This window comes from Vibrio sp. 2092, assembly GCF_033339635.1.
Lineage (GTDB): Bacteria > Pseudomonadota > Gammaproteobacteria > Enterobacterales > Vibrionaceae > Vibrio > Vibrio alginolyticus.
This window is the reverse complement of the sequence record NZ_JAWOUY010000004.1, coordinates 163740-183112: the sequence shown is the minus strand read 5'-3', so window position 1 is coordinate 183112 and position 19373 is coordinate 163740. Positions and strand designations below refer to the sequence as shown.

18 protein-coding genes are annotated in these 19373 nt (G+C 47.2%); 6 read left to right on the top strand and 12 right to left on the bottom strand.

What is annotated here, in order from left to right:
- Positions 1 to 3: 3 nt before the first annotated feature.
- Positions 4 to 789, bottom strand: a complete 786-nt coding sequence (budA, locus tag R7P80_RS09500; protein WP_005373273.1) for an acetolactate decarboxylase — start codon at positions 787 to 789, stop codon at positions 4 to 6.
- Between the two features lie 97 nt (positions 790 to 886).
- Between budA and R7P80_RS09495 the strand changes: the two genes are divergently transcribed.
- Both R7P80_RS09495 and R7P80_RS09490 read left to right on the top strand, forming a co-directional pair.
- Positions 887 to 1768, top strand: a complete 882-nt coding sequence (locus R7P80_RS09495; protein ID WP_005373271.1) for a LysR family transcriptional regulator — start codon at positions 887 to 889, stop codon at positions 1766 to 1768.
- A 178-nt stretch (positions 1769 to 1946) separates the two neighbouring features.
- Positions 1947 to 2702 carry a PhzF family phenazine biosynthesis protein gene (locus R7P80_RS09490; protein ID WP_005373270.1) on the top strand — a complete coding sequence of 252 codons (756 nt, stop codon included), beginning with the start codon at positions 1947 to 1949 and terminating at the stop codon, positions 2700 to 2702.
- Positions 2703 to 2771: 69 nt separating this feature from the next.
- On the opposite strand, the gene R7P80_RS09485 is transcribed toward R7P80_RS09490, so the two are convergent.
- From R7P80_RS09485 to R7P80_RS09475, 3 genes are read right to left on the bottom strand one after another with little or no spacing between them, the layout of a single operon-like run.
- The gene (locus tag R7P80_RS09485) at positions 2772 to 2900 is read right to left on the bottom strand and encodes a DUF2474 domain-containing protein (protein WP_005373267.1); all 129 of its coding nucleotides are present in this window, start codon (positions 2898 to 2900) and stop codon (positions 2772 to 2774) included.
- Between the two features lie 20 nt (positions 2901 to 2920).
- Positions 2921 to 3928: a cytochrome d ubiquinol oxidase subunit II gene (gene cydB / locus R7P80_RS09480; protein WP_005373265.1), complete on the bottom strand. Its 1008-nt coding sequence runs from the start codon at positions 3926 to 3928 to the stop codon at positions 2921 to 2923.
- A gap of 28 nt (positions 3929 to 3956) precedes the next feature.
- A complete protein-coding gene (locus R7P80_RS09475) occupies positions 3957 to 5321 on the bottom strand; it encodes a cytochrome ubiquinol oxidase subunit I (protein ID WP_005373264.1) in 1365 nt (454 codons plus the stop codon).
- A 136-nt stretch (positions 5322 to 5457) separates the two neighbouring features.
- On the opposite strand from R7P80_RS09475, the gene R7P80_RS09470 reads away from it, so the two are divergent.
- Complete coding sequence (locus tag R7P80_RS09470) at positions 5458 to 6891, top strand: PLP-dependent aminotransferase family protein (RefSeq protein ID WP_206957786.1); 1434 nt, start codon at positions 5458 to 5460, stop codon at positions 6889 to 6891.
- A gap of 9 nt (positions 6892 to 6900) precedes the next feature.
- Here R7P80_RS09470 and R7P80_RS09465 read toward each other — a convergent pair whose 3' ends face one another.
- Complete coding sequence (locus R7P80_RS09465; RefSeq protein ID WP_025767897.1) at positions 6901 to 7449, bottom strand: sugar O-acetyltransferase; 549 nt, start codon at positions 7447 to 7449, stop codon at positions 6901 to 6903.
- Positions 7450 to 7786: 337 nt separating this feature from the next.
- Between R7P80_RS09465 and R7P80_RS09460 the strand changes: the two genes are divergently transcribed.
- Entirely contained in the window at positions 7787 to 8653 is an 867-nt protein-coding gene (locus tag R7P80_RS09460; protein WP_005373258.1) for a mechanosensitive ion channel family protein, read from the top strand.
- 98 nt (positions 8654 to 8751) lie between these two features.
- On the opposite strand, the gene R7P80_RS09455 is transcribed toward R7P80_RS09460, so the two are convergent.
- From R7P80_RS09455 to R7P80_RS09425, 7 genes are all read right to left on the bottom strand, one after another.
- The gene (locus R7P80_RS09455; RefSeq protein WP_005373256.1) at positions 8752 to 9072 is read right to left on the bottom strand and encodes a DUF1840 domain-containing protein; all 321 of its coding nucleotides are present in this window, start codon (positions 9070 to 9072) and stop codon (positions 8752 to 8754) included.
- Positions 9073 to 9245: 173 nt separating this feature from the next.
- Complete coding sequence (locus R7P80_RS09450; RefSeq protein ID WP_005373253.1) at positions 9246 to 10148, bottom strand: hydroxymethylglutaryl-CoA lyase; 903 nt, start codon at positions 10146 to 10148, stop codon at positions 9246 to 9248.
- The gene (locus R7P80_RS09445) at positions 10129 to 12177 is read right to left on the bottom strand and encodes an acetyl/propionyl/methylcrotonyl-CoA carboxylase subunit alpha (protein ID WP_005373251.1); all 2049 of its coding nucleotides are present in this window, start codon (positions 12175 to 12177) and stop codon (positions 10129 to 10131) included. Before R7P80_RS09445 ends, R7P80_RS09450 begins: the two co-directional genes overlap by 20 nt.
- Complete coding sequence (locus R7P80_RS09440; RefSeq protein ID WP_005373249.1) at positions 12170 to 12952, bottom strand: enoyl-CoA hydratase-related protein; 783 nt, start codon at positions 12950 to 12952, stop codon at positions 12170 to 12172. The genes R7P80_RS09445 and R7P80_RS09440 overlap by 8 nt, the downstream gene beginning before the upstream one ends.
- A 104-nt stretch (positions 12953 to 13056) precedes the next feature.
- Positions 13057 to 14664, bottom strand: a complete 1608-nt coding sequence (locus R7P80_RS09435; RefSeq protein ID WP_005373247.1) for a carboxyl transferase domain-containing protein — start codon at positions 14662 to 14664, stop codon at positions 13057 to 13059.
- A 115-nt stretch (positions 14665 to 14779) separates the two neighbouring features.
- Positions 14780 to 15949, bottom strand: a complete 1170-nt coding sequence (locus R7P80_RS09430; RefSeq protein ID WP_005373245.1) for an isovaleryl-CoA dehydrogenase — start codon at positions 15947 to 15949, stop codon at positions 14780 to 14782.
- Between the two features lie 45 nt (positions 15950 to 15994).
- Positions 15995 to 16381, bottom strand: coding sequence for a MerR family transcriptional regulator (locus tag R7P80_RS09425; RefSeq protein WP_005373242.1), 387 nt, complete (start codon positions 16379 to 16381; stop codon positions 15995 to 15997).
- A gap of 209 nt (positions 16382 to 16590) precedes the next feature.
- On the opposite strand from R7P80_RS09425, the gene R7P80_RS09420 reads away from it, so the two are divergent.
- Both R7P80_RS09420 and R7P80_RS09415 read left to right on the top strand, forming a co-directional pair.
- Entirely contained in the window at positions 16591 to 17769 is a 1179-nt protein-coding gene (locus tag R7P80_RS09420) for a thiolase family protein (RefSeq protein ID WP_005373232.1), read from the top strand.
- 70 nt (positions 17770 to 17839) lie between these two features.
- On the top strand, positions 17840 to 19333 hold the full coding sequence (locus R7P80_RS09415; protein WP_005373229.1) for a CoA-acylating methylmalonate-semialdehyde dehydrogenase: 1494 nt from the start codon (positions 17840 to 17842) through the stop codon (positions 19331 to 19333).
- The last annotated feature ends 40 nt before the right edge of the window (positions 19334 to 19373 follow it).

Below are 19373 nucleotides of genomic sequence, written 5' to 3'. Positions count from 1 at the left end.
TTGTTACTTTTCCGCCTTTTCTATAGCGGTATTTATATCTTCCGGAGCCAAATTGGCGTTGAGAAAGTCTGTCGATACCGGGGTATCAATCACTAGCCGCGAGACTTTGCCAATCTGGAGGAACCCTGACGAAATGCTGTAATCCTGAATATGACCACCTCCTTGGCGGTCATCAGTAATAAAGTGTTCGTGATAGCCGGGCACATTGATGCCAGTCGTATATTTAGGACTGCGAAAGCCGGCGACCACGCCTTGCTTATGCGTGAAGCGGAATGTTGGTTGCTCTTTGACCACTTCAAGCATTGGTCGATAAGGGCGTGTTTGTTTAGGTACGGTACGAGTACGAACTGAATCGAAAACGCCATCAATGCGCACTGCGCAAAATAGGTTATCGCTTGGAACCATGTCGTCTATGAGGCTATGGACTTCATGACGTGACATGCGCGATGTTAGTGGCAGCTCGATATCAGGCTTAAAAAAAGTCATGACAGCAAAGGGCGTTTTTTGCGCCAGGTCTGCCGGGTTTGCGGAGCCATCCGACTTGAGTTGAAAAACTTCCTTATCAAACGCAATCAACTCACCATCCAATTCATTGAACGTACCTAAACCAAAATCCCCATGTTTTAGCAGTTCTTCTATGGTTGTCGAGCCTTCGTAAACACCAGCGATCAAAGCACTCATTAACGAAGTCTGATAAATCTCACCATCTCCGGTAACGTGATGGTATTCAGAAAATTCTTTCGCTACTTCAAGCGAACAAGCACATAGAGGGTTATAAAATCCACGCATGAGTAAGACCAGTTATGCAATGAAGAGTATATTTAGATTGACTTCTACACGGTGCTAAATCCAATATAAAAAAGATTTATTTTGATATGGAAAATATATGGAATTTCGCTACCTGAAGTATTTTGTCGCGGTCGCCGAGACTCGTCACTTTACCCGAGCAGCTGAACAGCTAGGGATTGCGCAACCTCCTTTAAGTCAACAAATCAAAAAGTTAGAGCACGAGCTTGGCGTAGACCTATTTAAGCGCTTGTCTAGAGGAGTAGAGCTGACCCATGCAGGGCAAGTCTTTTATACGGATGCGGTAAATATTCTTGCTGATGTGGAACGCGCTAAAGCAAAAGCTCGACAGATTGCCCGTGGTGAAAATACGCAGGTTAAAATCGCGTTCGCAACGTCAACATCAACTTGCATTAAGGTATTAGAGAGGGTGGGGCGAATTCAAGAGAATGGGGTTCACTTCCAGACGGCGGAACTGTCAATGCCAGAGCTTGCCACTCAGTTAAAAAGCAAACAACTTGATCTCGCAATCATGCGGCTACCCTGTTACGCCAGTGAGCCTTTTGAGCACAAGGTGTTGTTTAACGACCCGTTTGTCGCGGTGATTCCGGCGGGGCACGAACTGGCAAAATATCCCTGTATCCAGATGAAACAGTTGAGAGGCCATAAAATTTTACTGTTTCCACGAGAGACTGGACCCGCACTGTTTGATGGCATGAGTACACTTTTTGCCGACGCAGGAGTAAGGCTCGAACCACAGTTCGCAGCACCGCAACTTCGTACGACGATTGCCATGGCGCAGGCTGGGTTAGGTATTGCTCTCGTTCCGCGCTCACTGGCTGAACATCTCGATGATTCCGCGACAGTCGCCGAGATTGATGATATCCCCCTAACCAGTCGTGTTGTCGTTGCTTGGGAGGCATCTAATCTCAATAAACAAGCGCTAAAAGTAGCCATGCACATCGGTCATGTTGAGGCTTAAAGCTTTGTCATATAACCTGTCGATTGTACCCAACGAACAAAACTTACTGAAGATTGCGACTCTGTTGTCGTATATATTACCTACATCAAGTTGACTTGATAGCTGAACTCTCGTTTTTATCGAGATGATAATGACGAGGACCTTGATTTAATGCATGGTTAAACCGCAAGGGTGATGGATGATTAAAGCACAAATATATGATGTATTTTGTGATGAGTTAGCTCAAGGTAACCCATGTGGCGTTGTCGAACTAAATCACTGGCTGAGTGATTCTGAATTACTTCAAATCACTCATCAGGTCGCTCAACCTGTCACATCATTTGTGGTTCGGTCTGGCACTGACTACCACATTCGCTGGTTTAGCCTAGAAGGAGAGATCAACCTATGCGGACACGGAAGTTTGGGCGCAGGCGCTGCAATCATTTCCAACTATCATCAGAATGAGATCATTCTAAAAAGCCAGTATGGCCATATTACCGTTACTGAACTTGATGGAATGTACAGGATCGTGATGCCAAGTTGGCAAGCCAAGCCTCATGCCATCCCCTTGGATATTTCAGGTTTTTCCAATCGCCCCGTAGATGCTTTTACAACGCGTGATTTGGTTGTTGTTCTCGAGTCCGAAGATGATGTTGTTCTCTATCAACCTAACTTTGATGAGCTGATTAAAATTGATGAGTTTCATGCGGTCATCGTGACGGCTCAAAGTTCTGATAGTGGCTATGTGCTGCGTTACTTTGCACCTAAAATCGGTATTTCAGAAGATCTTGCCACAGGTTCGGCTCAGTGCTCATTGGCGCCTTATTGGTTTGAAAAGCTAGGCAAAGAAAAATTGACGGCTCGTCAGCTATCTCGTGCTGGTGGTTATTTTGAAGTGGCTCGCGGTTTAGAATCTACGATCGTATTGTCTGCACACGTGAAAAGTCGGACTTGAATGCAAACGCCTCTAGCTCTTACACAAGATCTAGAGGCATCCATTTTTTATTGACTTAAAAGTGCCGAGCTAAGATTTTAACCCGGCAGCGGTCATCATGACGCGAAATAACATAGACACTAACCCTAATGCAGCGACGCTAACGACCCAAATTCCAACCATCCAAGCCCATTGGCGGCACCAATTTTTGATTTTCATACTCACTCCTTATCAACTCGTTAATGGTACGCTTCGCCTTCTTTTACTTTTCCGGAGAAGACGTAGTAACTCCAAAAGGTGTAAGCCAGAATGATCGGGATGATGATCACTGCTCCAACGAGCATAAAGCGCTGACTGCTTGCAGGAGCCGCTGCTTCCCATATTGATATGCTAGGAGGAATGATATTTGGCCAGATACTGATGCCAAGCCCAGCGAACCCGAGAATCACGATCACCAATGCCATCACGAAAGGGCTGCGCTCTTTACGCTTTTTAACGGAGTCGGCAATCTTCAAACATACCAGCCCAGTAATGACAGGTACGGGCAGTAAGTAGAACAAATTAGGCAGAGAAAACCATCTTTCCGCAATGGCAGGGTAAGCAAGTGGAGTCCAAGCGCTCACAATGACTAATGCGGAGATCATTGCCAGTAGTGTTTTGTTAGTGAAGCGGTACATCGTGTTTTGCAGTTCACCTTCCGTCTTCATGATGAGCCATGTGCTACCAAGCAGCGCGTACGTTGCGACTAAACCCAAACCACAAAAGATGGGAAAAGGGCTGAGCCAGTCGAGTTGGCTACCTACGAAGACGCGGTTTTCCACCGCAAAGCCTTGAATTACCGCGCCAACAACGATGCCTTGGAAAAACGTGGTTAAAATCGAGCCGACCATAAAAGAGCGATCCCAGAACTTTAAGTGGCTTTCCAATGCTTTAAAGCGAAACTCAAACGCGACGCCACGAAAGATCAAAGCAATCAACATCAACGTTAAAGGGATGGTTAGCGCTTCAATAATCACAGCGTAAGCCATCGGAAAAGCGCCAAATAGAGATGCGCCTCCAAGTACAATCCAAGTTTCGTTACCGTCCCAAACAGGTGCGACACTGTTGACCATGACGTCTTTTTGCTTTTCATCCTTGATGAAGGGCATCAGTACTCCAATACCCAAATCGAAGCCGTCCATGATGATGTACATCAAAGTGGCAAAAACGATGATCGCGAACCAAATCACGGATAAATCAAAATGCATATTTTCTACCTTCACTTTGTGACAAATTCTAAATGCGACCTGAAACGGTCGTCATGTCGTGCTCATCGTGTTCGATTGCATCGGGGCCTTTCTTGATTTGGTGGATCATGTAGTAATAACCAAAACCAAATACCAAGCTGTATACAACAAGGAAACACAGCAGGCTGATGCTCATTTGTAGGTCTCCGTGTGCAGAAACCGCATCACGCGTTTTTTGTACGCCATACACGACCCAAGGTTGCCGACCAACCTCTGTCGTAAACCAGCCAGCGAGTATTGCGATAAGACCAGATGGCCCCATAAACAATGAAAACTTGAGGAACCAACGCGAAGTATAAAGCGTGTTCTTTTTTCGTAACCATATGCTGTAGAAGCTCTGAAAAATCATCAGAAGTCCTAGCCCGACCATGATTCGAAATGACCAAAAGACGATAGGTGAGTTCGGTCGTTCCTCTTTCGGGAAGTCTTTCAGCGCCGGGATTGGCTCAGTTAAACTGTGGCGTAGGATCAAACTTCCTAAAACAGGAATTTCTAAGGCATAGTCTGTGCGTTCTTGTTCCATGTTTGGCATGCCGAACAATATCAATGGGGTTGGTTTGCCATCGCTGTTATCCCAATGTCCTTCGATGGCAGCGATTTTGGCGGGCTGGTGTTCCAGAGTGTTTAGCCCGTGCACATCGCCAATCACGGCTTGGAGTGGCGCAAGGAACACTAAGATCCCGAGCGACATCGAAAACATGGTTTTTACCGCAGTCGATTGATTGCCTCTCAATAAATGCCAAGCGGCTGACGCGCCTACAAAGAGTGCTGAACTGACGAAAGCCGCGACGCTCATGTGCGCCAAACGATAAGGAAATGAAGGATTGAAAACGATAGCAAACCAGTCGGTTGGCACCACACGTCCGTCGACAATTTCATAGCCTTGTGGCGTTTGCATCCAACTGTTGGAGGCGAGAATCCAGAACGTCGAAATGATCGTTCCTAACGCCACCATCGAGGTTGCAAAAAAGTGCAGCTTTTCGCCGACGCGACGCCACCCAAACAGCATTACGCCAAGAAATCCGGCTTCGAGAAAGAAAGCCGTTAACACTTCATAAGTCAGTAATGGGCCTGTGATAGAACCAGCGAAGTCGGAGAAACCACTCCAGTTGGTGCCGAATTGATAGGCCATGACAAGACCAGATACAACACCCATTCCAAAGTTAACCGCAAAAATTTTCGACCAGAAGTGATAGAGCTTTTGGTAATCGGGATTACGTGTTTTTAGCCATAAGCCTTCCAGCACGGCGAGATAGGTGGCCAAACCTATGGTGATAGCGGGGAAAATAATATGAAAGGATACCGTAAAGGCGAACTGTATCCGTGCAAGCATAAATGCGTCGAGGCCAAACATTAAACTTCCTTTGATCTTTTAAGTTTTATGAGAGAGCTATTTTAAAAGGAGCGGAATGAGGGAAGTAGGTACAGACAGTGACTATAAACCTATAACAGATTAAATATTGAAGTGTTATTATTTTGAATTCGGCTTTATGGAAGGGGATTTGCGTTTGGCGAAGTATCAAGAGTTAGTGGAACAGCTTAAAAGGCAGATAAAATCGGGGATATGGCATCCGGGTGACAAGCTGCCTTCGCTGCGTCGCCAATCTGAACACTCGGGTTTGAGCTTGATGACGGTGTTGCACGCGTATCAAATTCTGGAATCTCAAGGCTGGGTCACGTCACAGCCGCGATCTGGTTATCGAGTCGCGCCCAATATTAAGAGCTCAAATGAACCCCAAGCGCCAGCCGCGGTTTCGTGGACTGAGCAGGTAGACATCAATGAGTTTATCTTTGATGTTCTGCAGGCGAGTAAAAATCCATCCATGATCAATTTTGGCTTTGCCTATCCAGACCCAAGTTTGTACCCACGATATCACGTGAATCGGGCGATGAGCGCAGCCGCTCGCAATATGCCGATTTCCACCACCTTTGATAACTTACCGCCGGGAAACGAGCAATTACGCACCATCATCGCGAAGCGTTATGCTGCGAAAGGCATTGAAATTTCACCCGATGAAATTGTCATTACGGCAGGCGCGCTGGAGGCGTTAACGCTCAGTTTGCAAGCCTGCACAAGACCGGGAGATTGGGTGGTTGTGGAGTCGCCTGCATTTTATGGTGCATTGCAATCCTTAGAGCGGTTAGGTTTGAAAGCGCTCTCAGTAAGAACAGACCCAGTCACGGGCATTGACCTAGACTCATTGGAACGAGCGCTGCAAACACACGATGTGAAAGCATGTTGGCTGATGTCGAACTTCCAAAATCCTCTGGGTTTTACGCTCACCAACGAGAAAAAACAAAAGCTGATTGAGCTGACACAGCGATATAACGTGCCAGTGATTGAAGATGATGTGTACAGCGAACTGCATGCCGAGAATGACTCGGTTTACCCACTAAGAATGTTTGATGACACGGGCAATACCATGTTGTGCTCCTCGTTTTCAAAATCGTTAATCGCAGGGCTACGTATTGGTTGGGTTGCGGCGGGAAAGCGGGCGCTAGAGGTACAAAAGTTACAGTTAATGAGTACATTAGCGACGAGTGCACCAGTGCAAATGACATTGGTGCACTATTTAACAAGCCGCAATTATGAATCTCATTTGAAGCAGTTACGGAAAAAGCTGTTTGAACGTAAAAGTAAGATGACGGTTCTGCTTAGTGAGCTGTTACCTGAAGCAGTCAAAGTGTTAAGCCAAAGCGGTGGGTACTTTATTTGGTTAGAGCTTCCCAAGCATATTGATGCCTTGCAGATATATCGAGAAGCGCTAAAAGGTAATATCAGCATCGCACCGGGAAAGATGTTCAGCCTGACAGAACAATACGATCACTGTATTCGTCTTAACGCTTCTTTTGAGCTCAATGACAGATATGTTCATGCTCTCAATCTGCTCGCTAATATTATTCGCGAGCATTTGGCGAAATAGCGACTTTCTTCAGTTTTTTGGTTTAATGGAGCGCGCCGGATTTCCAACAACTCGATCGCCCGGCGCAACGTCTTTGGTTACGACAGAGCCAGCGCCGACGACGGCCTCATCGCCAATGGTCACGCCCGGCAGTATGATTGCGCCCCCACCAATCCAAACGTTATTGCCAATTGTTACCGGTTTGGCGATCTCATCTCCGGCTAAGCGTCTTTGTGTATCGAGTGAATGAGCGGCTGTGTAAATTTGCACTCTAGGCCCAATCATGACGTTCGCGCCAACCTCAACCTGCCCATTGTCCAGAATAATGGCATCCCAGTTGATGTAGGTGTTTTCTCCGATGGACAAGTGACAACCGTAGGTAAGTTGTAGCGGTGGCTCTATACAGGCGCTGTTTTTTAATTGGACGCCCATTTCCGCCAATAGTTGTCTACGGATATCTGGGTTTGGCTCGTGGTTAAACTGGAAGACAAGCTGCGCAGTTTTGGCGCGCATTAGCTTTAGTTCTTCATCCAGACAATTATAGGTTTCTCCAGAGCGCATCCGAGTCAGTTCTGACATAACAATCATTCCATCAATATAAATTGCAATAAGGTGCATAATAATAAGTGAGAGTGATTCGAAGTGAAAATTTGACGCTTAAAAATCAGAAAGTTATCACTGATTTGCCTTGCGTATCCAGTTGGTTGATTGGCTCGTTTAGTTCACAAAGACGTGCTCCCTAAATGGCTTAATCGGTTGAAGCCAAAGTGGGAAACCACTCGAAGCGTTTTACGTAGATTACAATATAGTTAATAAGAAGAACTTAGTTGAGCCGCTTGCGCTATCGATTGACCTAAAAATTTAAGACTTATGCGCTCTGGCTTGCTGGCAACGATGAATCAAGAGTGAACACTTTATGTTCGAACGGGTCATTTCATTTTTAGAAACAACGCTGTTTACCTTTAACGAACAACCTATCACGTTATGGGCGATATTGATGGTGCCGACATGGGTGATTGTCGCTTTATGGTTATCAAAAATTTTGATCAAAACCGTTACGTCAAGAATGTCCTCATCGGGGAAAGACCCAAACGTGATTCATTTGGTTAAACGGATATTATTTGTCATCGCTCTCGCCATTATTTTTATGACCACACTTTCGATGATCAATGTGCCAATTACCGCGTTTGCCTTTCTGTCTGGTGCCATCGCTATCGGCTTCGGTTTTGGTGCGCAAAACATCATTAACAACTTCATAAGTGGCTGGATTTTGATTGGTGAAAAGCCAATTCGAATTGGGGACTTTTTAGAGGTTGAGGGCGCCAAAGGCACTGTCGAGCAAATAAATACACGTTCAACGAGAATCAGACGAACCGATGGTGTTCATATGCTCATACCCAACAGTCAGTTGATTGAGAACGTGGTGATCAACTGGACGTTATGCGACAGATTAGTTCGTGGCTCGGTCGTCGTCGGCGTCGCGTATGGGAGCGATGTCAAACAGGTTGCTGCCTTAATGGCGGAAGTGACTTCGCAGCAAGCGCAAGTTCTGAGTTCGCCAGCGCCAGATGTGTTTTTTCAAGACTTTGGTGACAATGCTTTGATCTTCGAATCTTATTTTTGGATTAACTCAACGGTTGAGGGCGGTATTCGCTCGGTCGCAAGTGCCATGCGTTTTGAAATCTACGAAGCTTTCGAAAAGCACGGCATTGAAATCGCGTTTCCACAACGAGATGTGCACATTGATGGGCAAATCAAGTTGTCTAGGGAGAGAAACGGATAGGGCGATAAGCGGTATTGGTGTTCTTATCTTGGTGTCGAGTAACCATAGCGAGGCGGTCACAACACGGATTCACCTCGCTAGAAACCAGTTTGAAGGCGTTATTGGTTGTCCCACATGACTTCGCATTCTTCTTTGATTGCTGATTTTAGCAACTCAATCAGTGGAAACGCTCTGCGTCCTAGGCTTACCGCGGGCTCTGCTTGTTCTTCCTCTTCGTCTACATCAGTAGGGAGGTTTTCTTCAGCTGCATTTTTCGCAGATAGAGCAGAAGTTAATCTTGATAACGCGTCAGGAACATCTTGAGCGGAAATTGATCCCGGCACCGTGCCGCTGTGACCCATCATTTTGAGCATATCTAATGCAATATCACCAAACATTGTGACGTTTGAGTGGCTTCGACAACGAAATGTTATGAGCATTTACCTGATCCTGTTTTATATGTTCGCTTTGAAACTAAATTGTAGCTGAAATCAGGCACTAATTAATGTGATGAAGACCGTTGAGCGTTAAGGTTTTTATGAGTAACAATAAAAAACGGGCACGTACGTCTGCATGCCCGTTTAAATACATTACCTGATTGGTTGTTGATGATTTACAAGCTATACGGATCGCCCAGAGCTAATGCGACCCTAGAAGCAGGAGACTTTCCTAACGCACGGCAAATTTGCCAACCCGCTTCATTGATGACGCCAAGGTCAACGCCTGTTTCAATCCCAAGTTGCTCACACAGATAAAGTACATCTTCCGTTGCAACATTGCCACTGGCTCCTTTCGCGTAAGGGCAGCCGCCGAGCCCCGCTACTGCGCTATCAATGGTGTTGATGCCCATTAACAAGGCTTGGTAGATATTGGCTAATGCTTGTCCATAAGTGTCATGAAAATGTACTGCGAGCGCGTCTTTTGGCAGTAGCGTTAACAACGAATCCAGCATGGCGATAACGCGATTAGGCGTTGCTTTACCGACAGTATCACCGAGCGAAATCTCATAACATCCCATATCAAACAACGTATTGGCGACCTTGGTAGTTTGCTCTGGCTTTATTACTCCCTCATATGGACACACCATGGTACAAGACAAGTACCCGCGTACAGGAATGTTGTGCTGGTTCGCCAATTCGATAACGGGTTCAAATCGAGCGAGACTTTCGGTAATGCTGCAGTTGATGTTCTTCTGGCTGAACGTTTCTGAAGCGGAGCCAAACACCGCAATTCGCTTTACACCGCTTTCCAGCGCACGTTCTAACCCTGCGAGATTTGGTGTGAGCGCGCTATAAACCACTTCAGGCTTTTTTGAGATACCAGCAAACACCTGATCGGAATCGGCCATTTGAGGCACCCACCTTGGAGAGACGAAAGATCCCGCCTCAATATGCTTTAAGCCACTGCTGCTTAGTTGGTTAATCAAACGGATTTTATCAACCAGCGTCACTGACGTTTCATTTTGCAGACCATCACGAGCGCCGACTTCGACGATATTAACCTTCGCTGGTAGCATATTCGCGCTCCTTATCTTCACTGACGTTATCCGATATCAAAGCCAAATTCAGCAGGATGGAACCGTGCTGTACTTGGTCCCCGTGCTGATAAAACAATTCGTCGACTTTTGCTGCTACCGGAGCCGTGATGGTGTATTCCATTTTCATTGCTTCGAGTACCAAAAGCGGATCGCCCGCCGCCACTTCGTCACCTTTAGCCACCATAACTGCTGAAATTATGCCGTTGAGTGGTGCGGTTGGACTTAGTTCATCATCTACATCTTTTGCAGAGTCAAAGTTAGGTTGATGAGCGAACGTGCGCTGCTGACCAAGATAAAATAGTGTTGTTCTTTGTTCATCGCTAAGTGCATTAAAGGTGTAACGCACATTATCAATATCGACGATAAACTGGTTGTCACTTTCAAGCAGGATGACCTGATGCAGATCCTCGCCGCATCGGACAGTGAAGTGAGATCCTGTATCTTGCGATGATTGTTGCAAACGTGCCTGATGGTTGGCATTGGCATCCGTGAAGTTAAATCGGTAAACGTTGTCAACTGACAGTCTAAAACCTCGTTTGGTTGGCGCGGGTAACGTTGAGCTGTCTGATTTTGAAATGAGATCATTCCAACGAGCAACCGCCGCCAATGTAAGCCAGATTGAATCCGAGACGTCTTGCTGCTCATTTATGCCTTGTTGATGTCTTACGAGGAAACCTGTATCGAGCTCAATCTCGGCAAAGGCTGGCTGCGAAATAATACTGTGCAGATAACCAATGTTTGTCGTTACGCCACGTACGTGATATTGAGTTAACGCCTGCTTAATCTGCTTTAGAGCGATATCACGAGTTTGCCCCCAGACGATCAGCTTGCTGATCATTGGATCGTAATATTCGCTGATGCTATCGCCTTGGGTAACACCACTATCAACGCGTACGCACGCTAGGCGCACACTACTGTCTGATACGGGTTCTTTTAAGTAATCAATGCGGCCAGTCGACGGCATAAAGTCATTGTCTGTATCTTCTGCGTAAATTCGCAGCTCAATTGAATGACCGTTGTGGGTGATTTCCGATTGCGAAATAGGTAAATGCTCGCCAGCTGCGACTTTGAATTGCCACTCCACCAAATCAACGCCGGTGATCAATTCAGTGACAGGGTGTTCAACTTGCAGACGGGTATTCATCTCCATGAAGTAGAATTGACCTCGGCTATCGAGTAAGAACTCCACCGTGCCAGCGCCAACATAGTCGATCGCTTGAGCGGCCTGAACCGCAGCTTCACCCATTTGTTTACGCAGTTCATCACTAAGACCGGGAGCTGGTGCTTCTTCGACTACTTTTTGGTGACGACGCTGAATGGAACAATCGCGATCAGAAAGATAGACACAGTTGCCACGCTGGTCTGCGAATACCTGAACTTCCACGTGGCGAGGCTGCAATATGCATTTTTCGATTAGAAGCTGCTTATCGCCAAAGCTTGAAAGTGCTTCACGCTGCGCTCCGTCGATAGCCAGCGGCATTTCGGCTGCGCTGTTGACCACTCGCATGCCTTTGCCGCCGCCACCTTGTGTTGCTTTAAGCATCACTGGGTAACCGATTTTTTCAGCTTCCGCTAATAAGTGCTCTACGCTGTTGTCTGTGCCGTGATAGCCGGGAACCAAGGGCACGTTCGCCTCAGACATGATGGCTTTGGCTTGCGACTTCGAACCCATTGCTTCAATTGCGCTGGTGGGAGGGCCAATAAAAACAATGCCATTTTCGCTGCACGCTTTCGCCAGTTTAGGGTTCTCGGAAAGAAAACCATACCCAGGGTGGATAGCATCGGCTTGCCATTTTTTCGCAGCGCCGATAATTGCATCGATATCGAGATACGATTCACTCGCAGGAGCGGGGCCAATGAATTCAGCGAAATCCGCTTGTTTAACATGTAAGCTGCTGCGATCCGCTTCGGAATAGACGGCAACCGTCTCTATAGCCATGCTTTTTGCGGTTTTAATGATTCGGCAGGCAATTTCACCGCGGTTTGCGATCAGTATTCTTTTAAACATGATTCCTCCAATTGGCGGCGCGCTTTTCAAAAAATGCACTCAGTCCTTCTTGTCCTTCTTCGGACACGCGGGCGGTTGCAATAGCTTGGCTGGTGTATTCAATTAATGAATGCTCGATAGGTTGATTGTCACAACGTAAGCAGAGCGTTTTTGCTGCCTGCATGGCTTGTGGACCGTTGTTAAGCAGGTGATCAATGGTGCGATTGACGGCTTCACGTGGTTGAGAGTCTATCTGATGAAGAATACTCATCGATAGTGCGGTTTCGGCATCAATCAGTTCCGCGGTTAAAAAGTAGCGTCGGCTTTGTCGTTGTCCAATCGCTCGAATGACGTAGGGTCCGATTGTCGCGGGTAACAAACCGAGTTTCACTTCACTCAAACAGAAGCGGCTTTCAGGTGTACCGATAGCGATATCGCAGCAGCAGATAAGCCCAAGTGCGCCGCCAAATGCAGCGCCATGCACCATAGCAATGGTTGGTTTGCTAAAGGTATCCAGTTTGTGCAAGAGCAACGCTAACTGCTGTGCATCTTGCAGATTTTCCCCCTCGGTTTTGGTGGCCATTGACTGCATCCAGCCAAGATCCGCACCCGCAGAAAAGTGTTTACCTTGCGCCGTTAGTACCAATGCACGTAGAGAGTTGTCTCTCTCAAGTTTTTCCAAGGTGTCGATAAGTGAAGCAATTAATTCATCATTAAACGCGTTGTGTTTCTCTGGTCGATTGAGGCTCAACCAAGCAACGCCATTGCTGTCTTTTTCAAGCAGTAGTCCGGTCATGTGACTTCCTTTGTCTGACATTTCAGTCTGTATTTCAATGCTCGCTAACCATTACTTTTTAAACATCGGTATTCGCGAGGAGTTAAGGTTTGCCTTGCATCCGGCTACATGCGGAAGATGCCAAATTTACTGTCTGGTATTGGCGCATTAAGCGCAGCAGACAGAGCAATGCCGACAACATCACGGGTTTTCGCAGGGTCAATAATGCCGTCGTCCCACAGGCGTGCACTGGCGTAGTATGCATGGCTTTGAGTCTGATATTGCTCCGCAATTGGACGTTTGAACGCTTCTTCTTCCTCTACGCTCCAGCTTTCACCTTTGCGAGTTTTGATATCGCGGGTCACTTGCGCCATCACGCCAGCCGCTTGCTCTCCACCCATGACGGAGATGCGCGCGTTTGGCCACATCCACATCATGGTTGGATCATAAGCGCGGCCACACATGCCGTAGTTTCCTGCGCCATACGATCCACCAATAACCACGGTAAACTTCGGCACGTCTGCACACGCAACAGCAGTTACCATTTTCGCACCATGTTTGGCGATGCCTTCGGCTTCGTACTTCTGACCGACCATAAAGCCCGTGATGTTCTGCAAGAAGAGCAGAGGAATTTTGCGTTGTGCGCACAGCTCAATAAAATGCGCGCCTTTTTGTGCTGATTCCGAAAATAGAATGCCGTTGTTAGCGACAATGCCAATCGGCATACCGTGAATATGGGCAAAGCCACAGACCAAGGTTTCGCCGAACAAGGCTTTAAATTCATCGAACTGGGAATCATCAACAATTCGGGCAATGACCTCTTTAACATCAAACGGCTTTTTGAGATCGGTCCCGACGATGCCGTACAGCTCTTGGGCAGGAAAATGTGGTTCCTGTGGTGCTTTTTGCTTGAGTTGAACGGGTTTCAAGTGGTTAATTTGAGAAACGGCTTGTCTTGCCAACTCTAACGCGTGGTGATCATTTTCTGCGTAATAGTCCGCCACACCAGAGGTGCGACAATGAACGTCTGCGCCACCAAGATCTTCCGCACTGACTTCTTCACCTGTCGCTGCTTTTACAAGAGGTGGACCTGCCAAAAAAATCGTGCCTTGTTCTTTGACTATGATGGATACGTCGCACATGGCAGGGACATAAGCGCCGCCAGCGGTACATAGCCCCATGACCACCGCAATTTGTGGAATGCCTTTGGCCGACATACGGGCTTGGTTGTAGAAAATACGGCCAAAATGGTCTTTATCTGGGAAGACTTCATCTTGGCGGGGGAGGTTAGCACCGCCAGAGTCGACTAAGTAAACACACGGCAGTTGGCATTTTTCTGCAATTTCTTGTGCTCTTAAGTGCTTTTTCACGGTGAGTGGGTAGTAACTGCCGCCTTTTACCGTCACGTCGTTCGCGACGATCATGCACTCAGTGCCGTCAATCACACCCACACCTGCAACCACTCCAGCACATGGAACGTAATCTGGATACACATCCCAGCCAGCAAATTGACCAATTTCTAGAAAGGACGAACCAGGGTCGAGTAGGGCAAGAATGCGCTCACGTACCGGAAGTTTGCCTTTCTTCTGCTGATGCTCGCGGGCTTTCTCACCGCCACCATCTTCTATTTGGGCAGTCACGGTATAAAGTTGATCTACAAGTGAAGCCATAGAGCGGTAGTTTTCCTGATACTGCTCTGAATGGGTATTAATATTGGTCGTCAAACAAGCCATAAATAGCCGAGCTCCATTCGGTAGACGGGTGTCACCACCCGTCTTTATTTAGGTTGAATAAGATTTAGATTGAATAAGGAAGTTGTTTCGAGTTCGAACCGCCTAGGTATGATGATTAGGCGCTTTCGTTAAACAATTCGCGACCAATAAGCATGCGGCGAATTTCTGACGTGCCCGCACCGATTTCATACAGCTTGGCATCTCGCAACAAACGGCCCGTATCAAACTCGTTGATGTAGCCGTTACCGCCAAGTAGTTGAATCGCATCCAGTGCCATCTTGGTTGCCAGCTCTGCGCTGTAGAGGATCGCGCCAGCAGAATCTTTACGTGTGGTTTCACCGCGATCACAAGCGGCAGCGACGGCGTAAACATACGCTTTAGCGGCATTCATTTGTGTGTACATATCCGCGATTTTTGCTTGAACTAGCTGGAATTCACCGATGGATTTACCGAACTGTTTACGGTCGTGAATGTAAGGCACAACGATATCCATACACGCCTGCATGATGCCAAGTGGGCCGCCTGCAAGCACCACACGTTCGTAGTCGAGGCCGCTCATCAATACTTTCACGCCTTGGTTTTCTTCGCCGAGAATATTCTCCGCAGGGACCTCGCAGTTTTGGAAGACCAGCTCACACGTATTCGAGCCGCGCATGCCCAACTTGTCGAGTTTTTGTGCTTGAGTAAATCCAGGGAATCCGCGTTCCACAATAAACGCCGTGATGCCTTTGGAGTGCTGGCTTGGGTCGGTTTTTGCGTAGACAACATAGGTGTGTGCATCAGGGCCGTTGGTGATCCACATTTTGTTGCCATTTAATAGGAAAATATCGCCTTTACGTTCGGCTTTAAGCTGCATAGAGACCACATCAGAGCCGGCGCCGGGTTCACTCATAGCAAGGGCGCCGATATGTTCACCGGAGATGAGCTTAGGTAGGTATTTCTCTTTTTGCGCTTGTGTGCCGTTACGGTGGATTTGGTTGACGCAAAGGTTGGAGTGAGCGCCGTAACTTAACGCAACCGAAGCGGATGCTCGGCTTATTTCTTCCATAGCGATAACGTGGGCGAGATAGCCCATGCCTGCACCACCAAACTCTTCGCTGGTGGTCACACCTAAAAGACCCATGTCACCTAATTTGGACCAAAGATGGTTTGGAAAGTCGTTAGTTTGGTCGATAGATTGCGCTAGCGGCGCAATTTCTCTTGCAGCAAAACTATTGATTTGCTCGCGAAGCAAATCGGTATTTTCGTCATAAACAAAGTTCAGGGAAGAGTAGGTAGATTTCATTGCGTGTCCTTGCCTTTACGTCACCTACATCCCAGAGTTGAGGTGTTAGGTGACTTTTTCGCCTTTCATGGATCTCAGTGTGTTTTGGCATCGCAACTGCGCAGCATTTAACTCCATCATTACCGCTTGAATGTCGTTTGCTTGCTGTTGCAATGCTGCCTTCTTCTCTTCGATCAACCGAATCATATAGTTCAACTGCTCAGTACTTTGATCGGTATCGTAGAGTTCAAATAACTCTTTGATATCTGCAAGAGAAAAGCCCAATCGCTTACCTCGCAAAATCAGTTTTAGTCTAATTCGATCGCGACCATTGTAGATTCGAGTGTTGCCTTTACGTTCTGGAGTTAGGAGACCTAAATCTTCGTAGAAGCGAATGCTTCGAGTAGTAATGTCGAACTCTTTCGCGAGCTCGCTGATCTTAAATGTGTTCATTCCTTAACCTTACGACTTTCGTATAACATTCACATGAATATACAATTCGTTAACGTTAAAGTAAACAAACAACATCCACTCTTGAGCCTTGATATCACTCGCATTTACTCGAAATCAAAGAATCACTCGAACAAACAATAACCTCAAACTTGACGTTAACGTAAATGTTAGTATAGTTATGACGTAAACGTCAACAAAAGGTTAATGGAATGAAAAATGAAACATGGATTGTTGCCGCTAAGCGAACGCCTATCGGCTCTTTTCAAGGTGCATTAGCTTCAACAGATGTCACGGAACTCGGTGCGAAAGCCATTCAAGGGGCGCTAGCCGAAAGCCAACTCGATGTGCACAAAATAGACGAAGTGTTGATGGGATGCGTTTTAACCGCCGGTGTGGGGCAAGCGCCTGCAAGACAAGCAAGTCTTAAAGCTGAAATGCCACAATCGATTGGTTGTACGACACTGAACAAAGTTTGTGGTTCGGGTATGAAAACCGTCATGCTGGCATATGACCTTATTCAATCTGGCAATGCGCATGCTGTCATCGCTGGTGGCATGGAAAACATGTCGTCTTCTCCTTATCTATTAAAGAAAGCGCGTGATGGTTTCCGTTTAGGTCACGAGCAAGTGCTTGATCACATGTTTTATGACGGGTTGCAGGATGCCTACCAAGGCGAGCTGATGGGTGTCTTTGCAGAACAGACGGCGCAAAAGTATCAGTTTAGCCGTGAAAGTATGGATGCCTGGGCGCAGCAGTCGGTGACTCGTGCGCAGCAAGCAATCGAACAAGGTTTGTTCAAAGAAGAGATCGTGCCTGTTAACGTAAAAAGTCGGCGCGGCGAAACCTTGGTTGTAGATGATGAGCAACCGAGCAAACTCGACGTCACTAAAATTCCTACCTTACGCCCTGCGTTTGCCAAAGATGGCGGCGTAACCGCAGCAAACTCTAGTTCCATTTCGGATGGTGCGTCGGCAATGATCTTAGTCGATAGTGAGTTTGGTCGTCAGGAAAACCTTCAGCCTCTAGCCAAAATTGTCGCGTACAGCACGCATGCAAGACAGCCTGATGAGTTCACCATCGCACCAGTCTTCGCGATTGAATCGCTGCTGGAAAAAACGGGCTGGGACAAATCAGACGTGGAACTTTGGGAAATCAATGAAGCTTTTGCTGTCGTGACTCAATACGCGGTGAAAGCTCTCGAACTGGACGAGAGCAAAGTGAACCCTCGCGGAGGGGCTTGTGCGCTGGGGCATCCAATAGGCGCAAGTGGCAATCGAATCCTTGTCACTTTGATTCATGCGCTAAAACAAACTGGTGGTAAGCGTGGCGTTGCATCGCTTTGTATTGGCGGCGGCGAAGCTACCGCTATCGCGATTGAAATCTGCTAAATCACTCTCAACAAAGTTTCACTTACATAACAGTAGTCAGTAACAAGCTGAAAAATACAAGGATGTCATCATGACAGAACAAGTAAAGCAGTATATCGGTGGTGAATTTGCCATCTCCGATTCAAAACAATGGCTAGATGTAACTAACCCGGCAACCAACGAAGTGATTGCACAAGTACCTTGTGCCACGGAATCGGAAATGAATGCGGCGATTACCAGCGCAACAGAAACGTTCAAACGCTGGAAAGAAGTTGCAGCGCCGGAGCGTGCTAGATTGATGTTGCGTTACCAACATCTGCTAAAAGAGCAACACGATGAGTTGGCGATACTGCTTTCAAGTGAGACAGGCAAAACCCTCGCGGATGCAAAGGGTGACATTTGGCGCGGAATTGAAGTGGTAGAGCAAGCTGCAAACATTTGTAGCTCAATGATGGGCGAAACGGTTGAGAACGTCGCGACCAATATTGATGGTTACTCTTACATTCAACCGCTCGGCGTTTGTGCTGGCATTACACCGTTTAACTTCCCTGCGATGATCCCATTGTGGATGTTCCCGATGGCGATCGCTTGTGGCAACACCTTTATTTTGAAGCCGTCAGAGCAAGTGCCACTAACGGCAATGAAACTGGCGGAGCTGTTTGAACAAGCTGGCGCACCAAAAGGCGTATTGCAAGTTGTTCACGGGACCAAAGAGCAAGTCGACCGCATTCTGACTGATCCAGTTGTTCGTGCGATCTCTTTTGTTGGCTCTGTGCCCGTTGGTGAGTACATCTACAAAACAGGTACAGACAACCTGAAACGCGTGCAGTCATTTGCAGGTGCTAAGAACCACATGGTCATCATGCCGGATGCAAACAAACAGCAAGTCATCAATAACCTAGTTGGCGCGTCAGTTGGTGCTGCAGGCCAACGCTGTATGGCGATTTCGGTTGCCGTATTTGTCGGCGAAACCAAAGAATGGATTCCAGAGCTTAAAGAGGCGTTAGCTCAGGTTCAGCCTGGCGCGTGGGATGATGAAACCGCCGGTTATGGTCCACTGATTAGCCCTCAAGCGAAGCAGCGAGTGGTGAATCTGATTAATGAAGGCAAAGCGTCAGGCGCGAATTGTGTTCTGGACGGGACAGATTGCCAAGTACCTGGCTTCCCGAACGGTAACTGGGTGGGGCCAACACTGTTTACCAACGTGACCACAGACATGTCGATTTATCAGGAAGAAATTTTCGGGCCTGTACTGTTAACTATGGAAGTGGATGACCTAGATGAAGCGATTGAACTGATCAATGCAAACCGCTTTGGTAATGGTACGTCTATTTTCACGGCGAACGGCGCTGCCGCGAGAAAGTATCAACACAATATCGAAGTAGGTAACGTAGGCATCAACGTACCGATTCCGGTGCCATTGCCGTTCTTCTCGTTTACTGGGTGGAAAGGCAGCTTCTACGGCGACCTGCATGCTTACGGTAAACAAGCGGTTCGCTTCTACACCGAGACGAAAACTGTCACCGCGCGTTGGTTTGAAGATGACATTCCAAGCGGTCCAAACATGACCATTCAACTTAGCTAATTACTGGATTAGCGACACCTCTAGCCAAGCGCCACCGTTT

Bases quoted from the DNA above. Each gene is read 5' to 3' on its own strand.
- budA (WP_005373273.1), bottom strand. From the start codon at position 789: ATGCGTGGATTTTATAACCCTCTATGTGCTTGTTCGCTTGAAGTAGCG.
- R7P80_RS09470 (WP_206957786.1), top strand. From the start codon at position 5,458: ATGGAAGGGGATTTGCGTTTGGCGAAGTATCAAGAGTTAGTGGAACAG.
- R7P80_RS09435 (WP_005373247.1), bottom strand. From the start codon at position 14,664: ATGGCTTGTTTGACGACCAATATTAATACCCATTCAGAGCAGTATCAG.
- R7P80_RS09415 (WP_005373229.1), top strand. From the start codon at position 17,840: ATGACAGAACAAGTAAAGCAGTATATCGGTGGTGAATTTGCCATCTCC.
- R7P80_RS09420 (WP_005373232.1), top strand. From the start codon at position 16,591: ATGAAAAATGAAACATGGATTGTTGCCGCTAAGCGAACGCCTATCGGC.
- R7P80_RS09485 (WP_005373267.1), bottom strand. From the start codon at position 2,900: ATGAAAATCAAAAATTGGTGCCGCCAATGGGCTTGGATGGTTGGAATT.
- R7P80_RS09490 (WP_005373270.1), top strand. From the start codon at position 1,947: ATGATTAAAGCACAAATATATGATGTATTTTGTGATGAGTTAGCTCAA.
- R7P80_RS09450 (WP_005373253.1), bottom strand. From the start codon at position 10,148: ATGCTACCAGCGAAGGTTAATATCGTCGAAGTCGGCGCTCGTGATGGT.
- R7P80_RS09455 (WP_005373256.1), bottom strand. From the start codon at position 9,072: ATGCTCATAACATTTCGTTGTCGAAGCCACTCAAACGTCACAATGTTT.
- cydB (WP_005373265.1), bottom strand. From the start codon at position 3,928: ATGCATTTTGATTTATCCGTGATTTGGTTCGCGATCATCGTTTTTGCC.
- R7P80_RS09440 (WP_005373249.1), bottom strand. From the start codon at position 12,952: ATGACCGGACTACTGCTTGAAAAAGACAGCAATGGCGTTGCTTGGTTG.
- R7P80_RS09495 (WP_005373271.1), top strand. From the start codon at position 887: ATGGAATTTCGCTACCTGAAGTATTTTGTCGCGGTCGCCGAGACTCGT.
- R7P80_RS09430 (WP_005373245.1), bottom strand. From the start codon at position 15,949: ATGAAATCTACCTACTCTTCCCTGAACTTTGTTTATGACGAAAATACC.
- R7P80_RS09460 (WP_005373258.1), top strand. From the start codon at position 7,787: ATGTTCGAACGGGTCATTTCATTTTTAGAAACAACGCTGTTTACCTTT.
- R7P80_RS09425 (WP_005373242.1), bottom strand. From the start codon at position 16,381: ATGAACACATTTAAGATCAGCGAGCTCGCGAAAGAGTTCGACATTACT.
- R7P80_RS09465 (WP_025767897.1), bottom strand. From the start codon at position 7,449: ATGTCAGAACTGACTCGGATGCGCTCTGGAGAAACCTATAATTGTCTG.
- R7P80_RS09475 (WP_005373264.1), bottom strand. From the start codon at position 5,321: ATGTTTGGCCTCGACGCATTTATGCTTGCACGGATACAGTTCGCCTTT.
- R7P80_RS09445 (WP_005373251.1), bottom strand. From the start codon at position 12,177: ATGTTTAAAAGAATACTGATCGCAAACCGCGGTGAAATTGCCTGCCGA.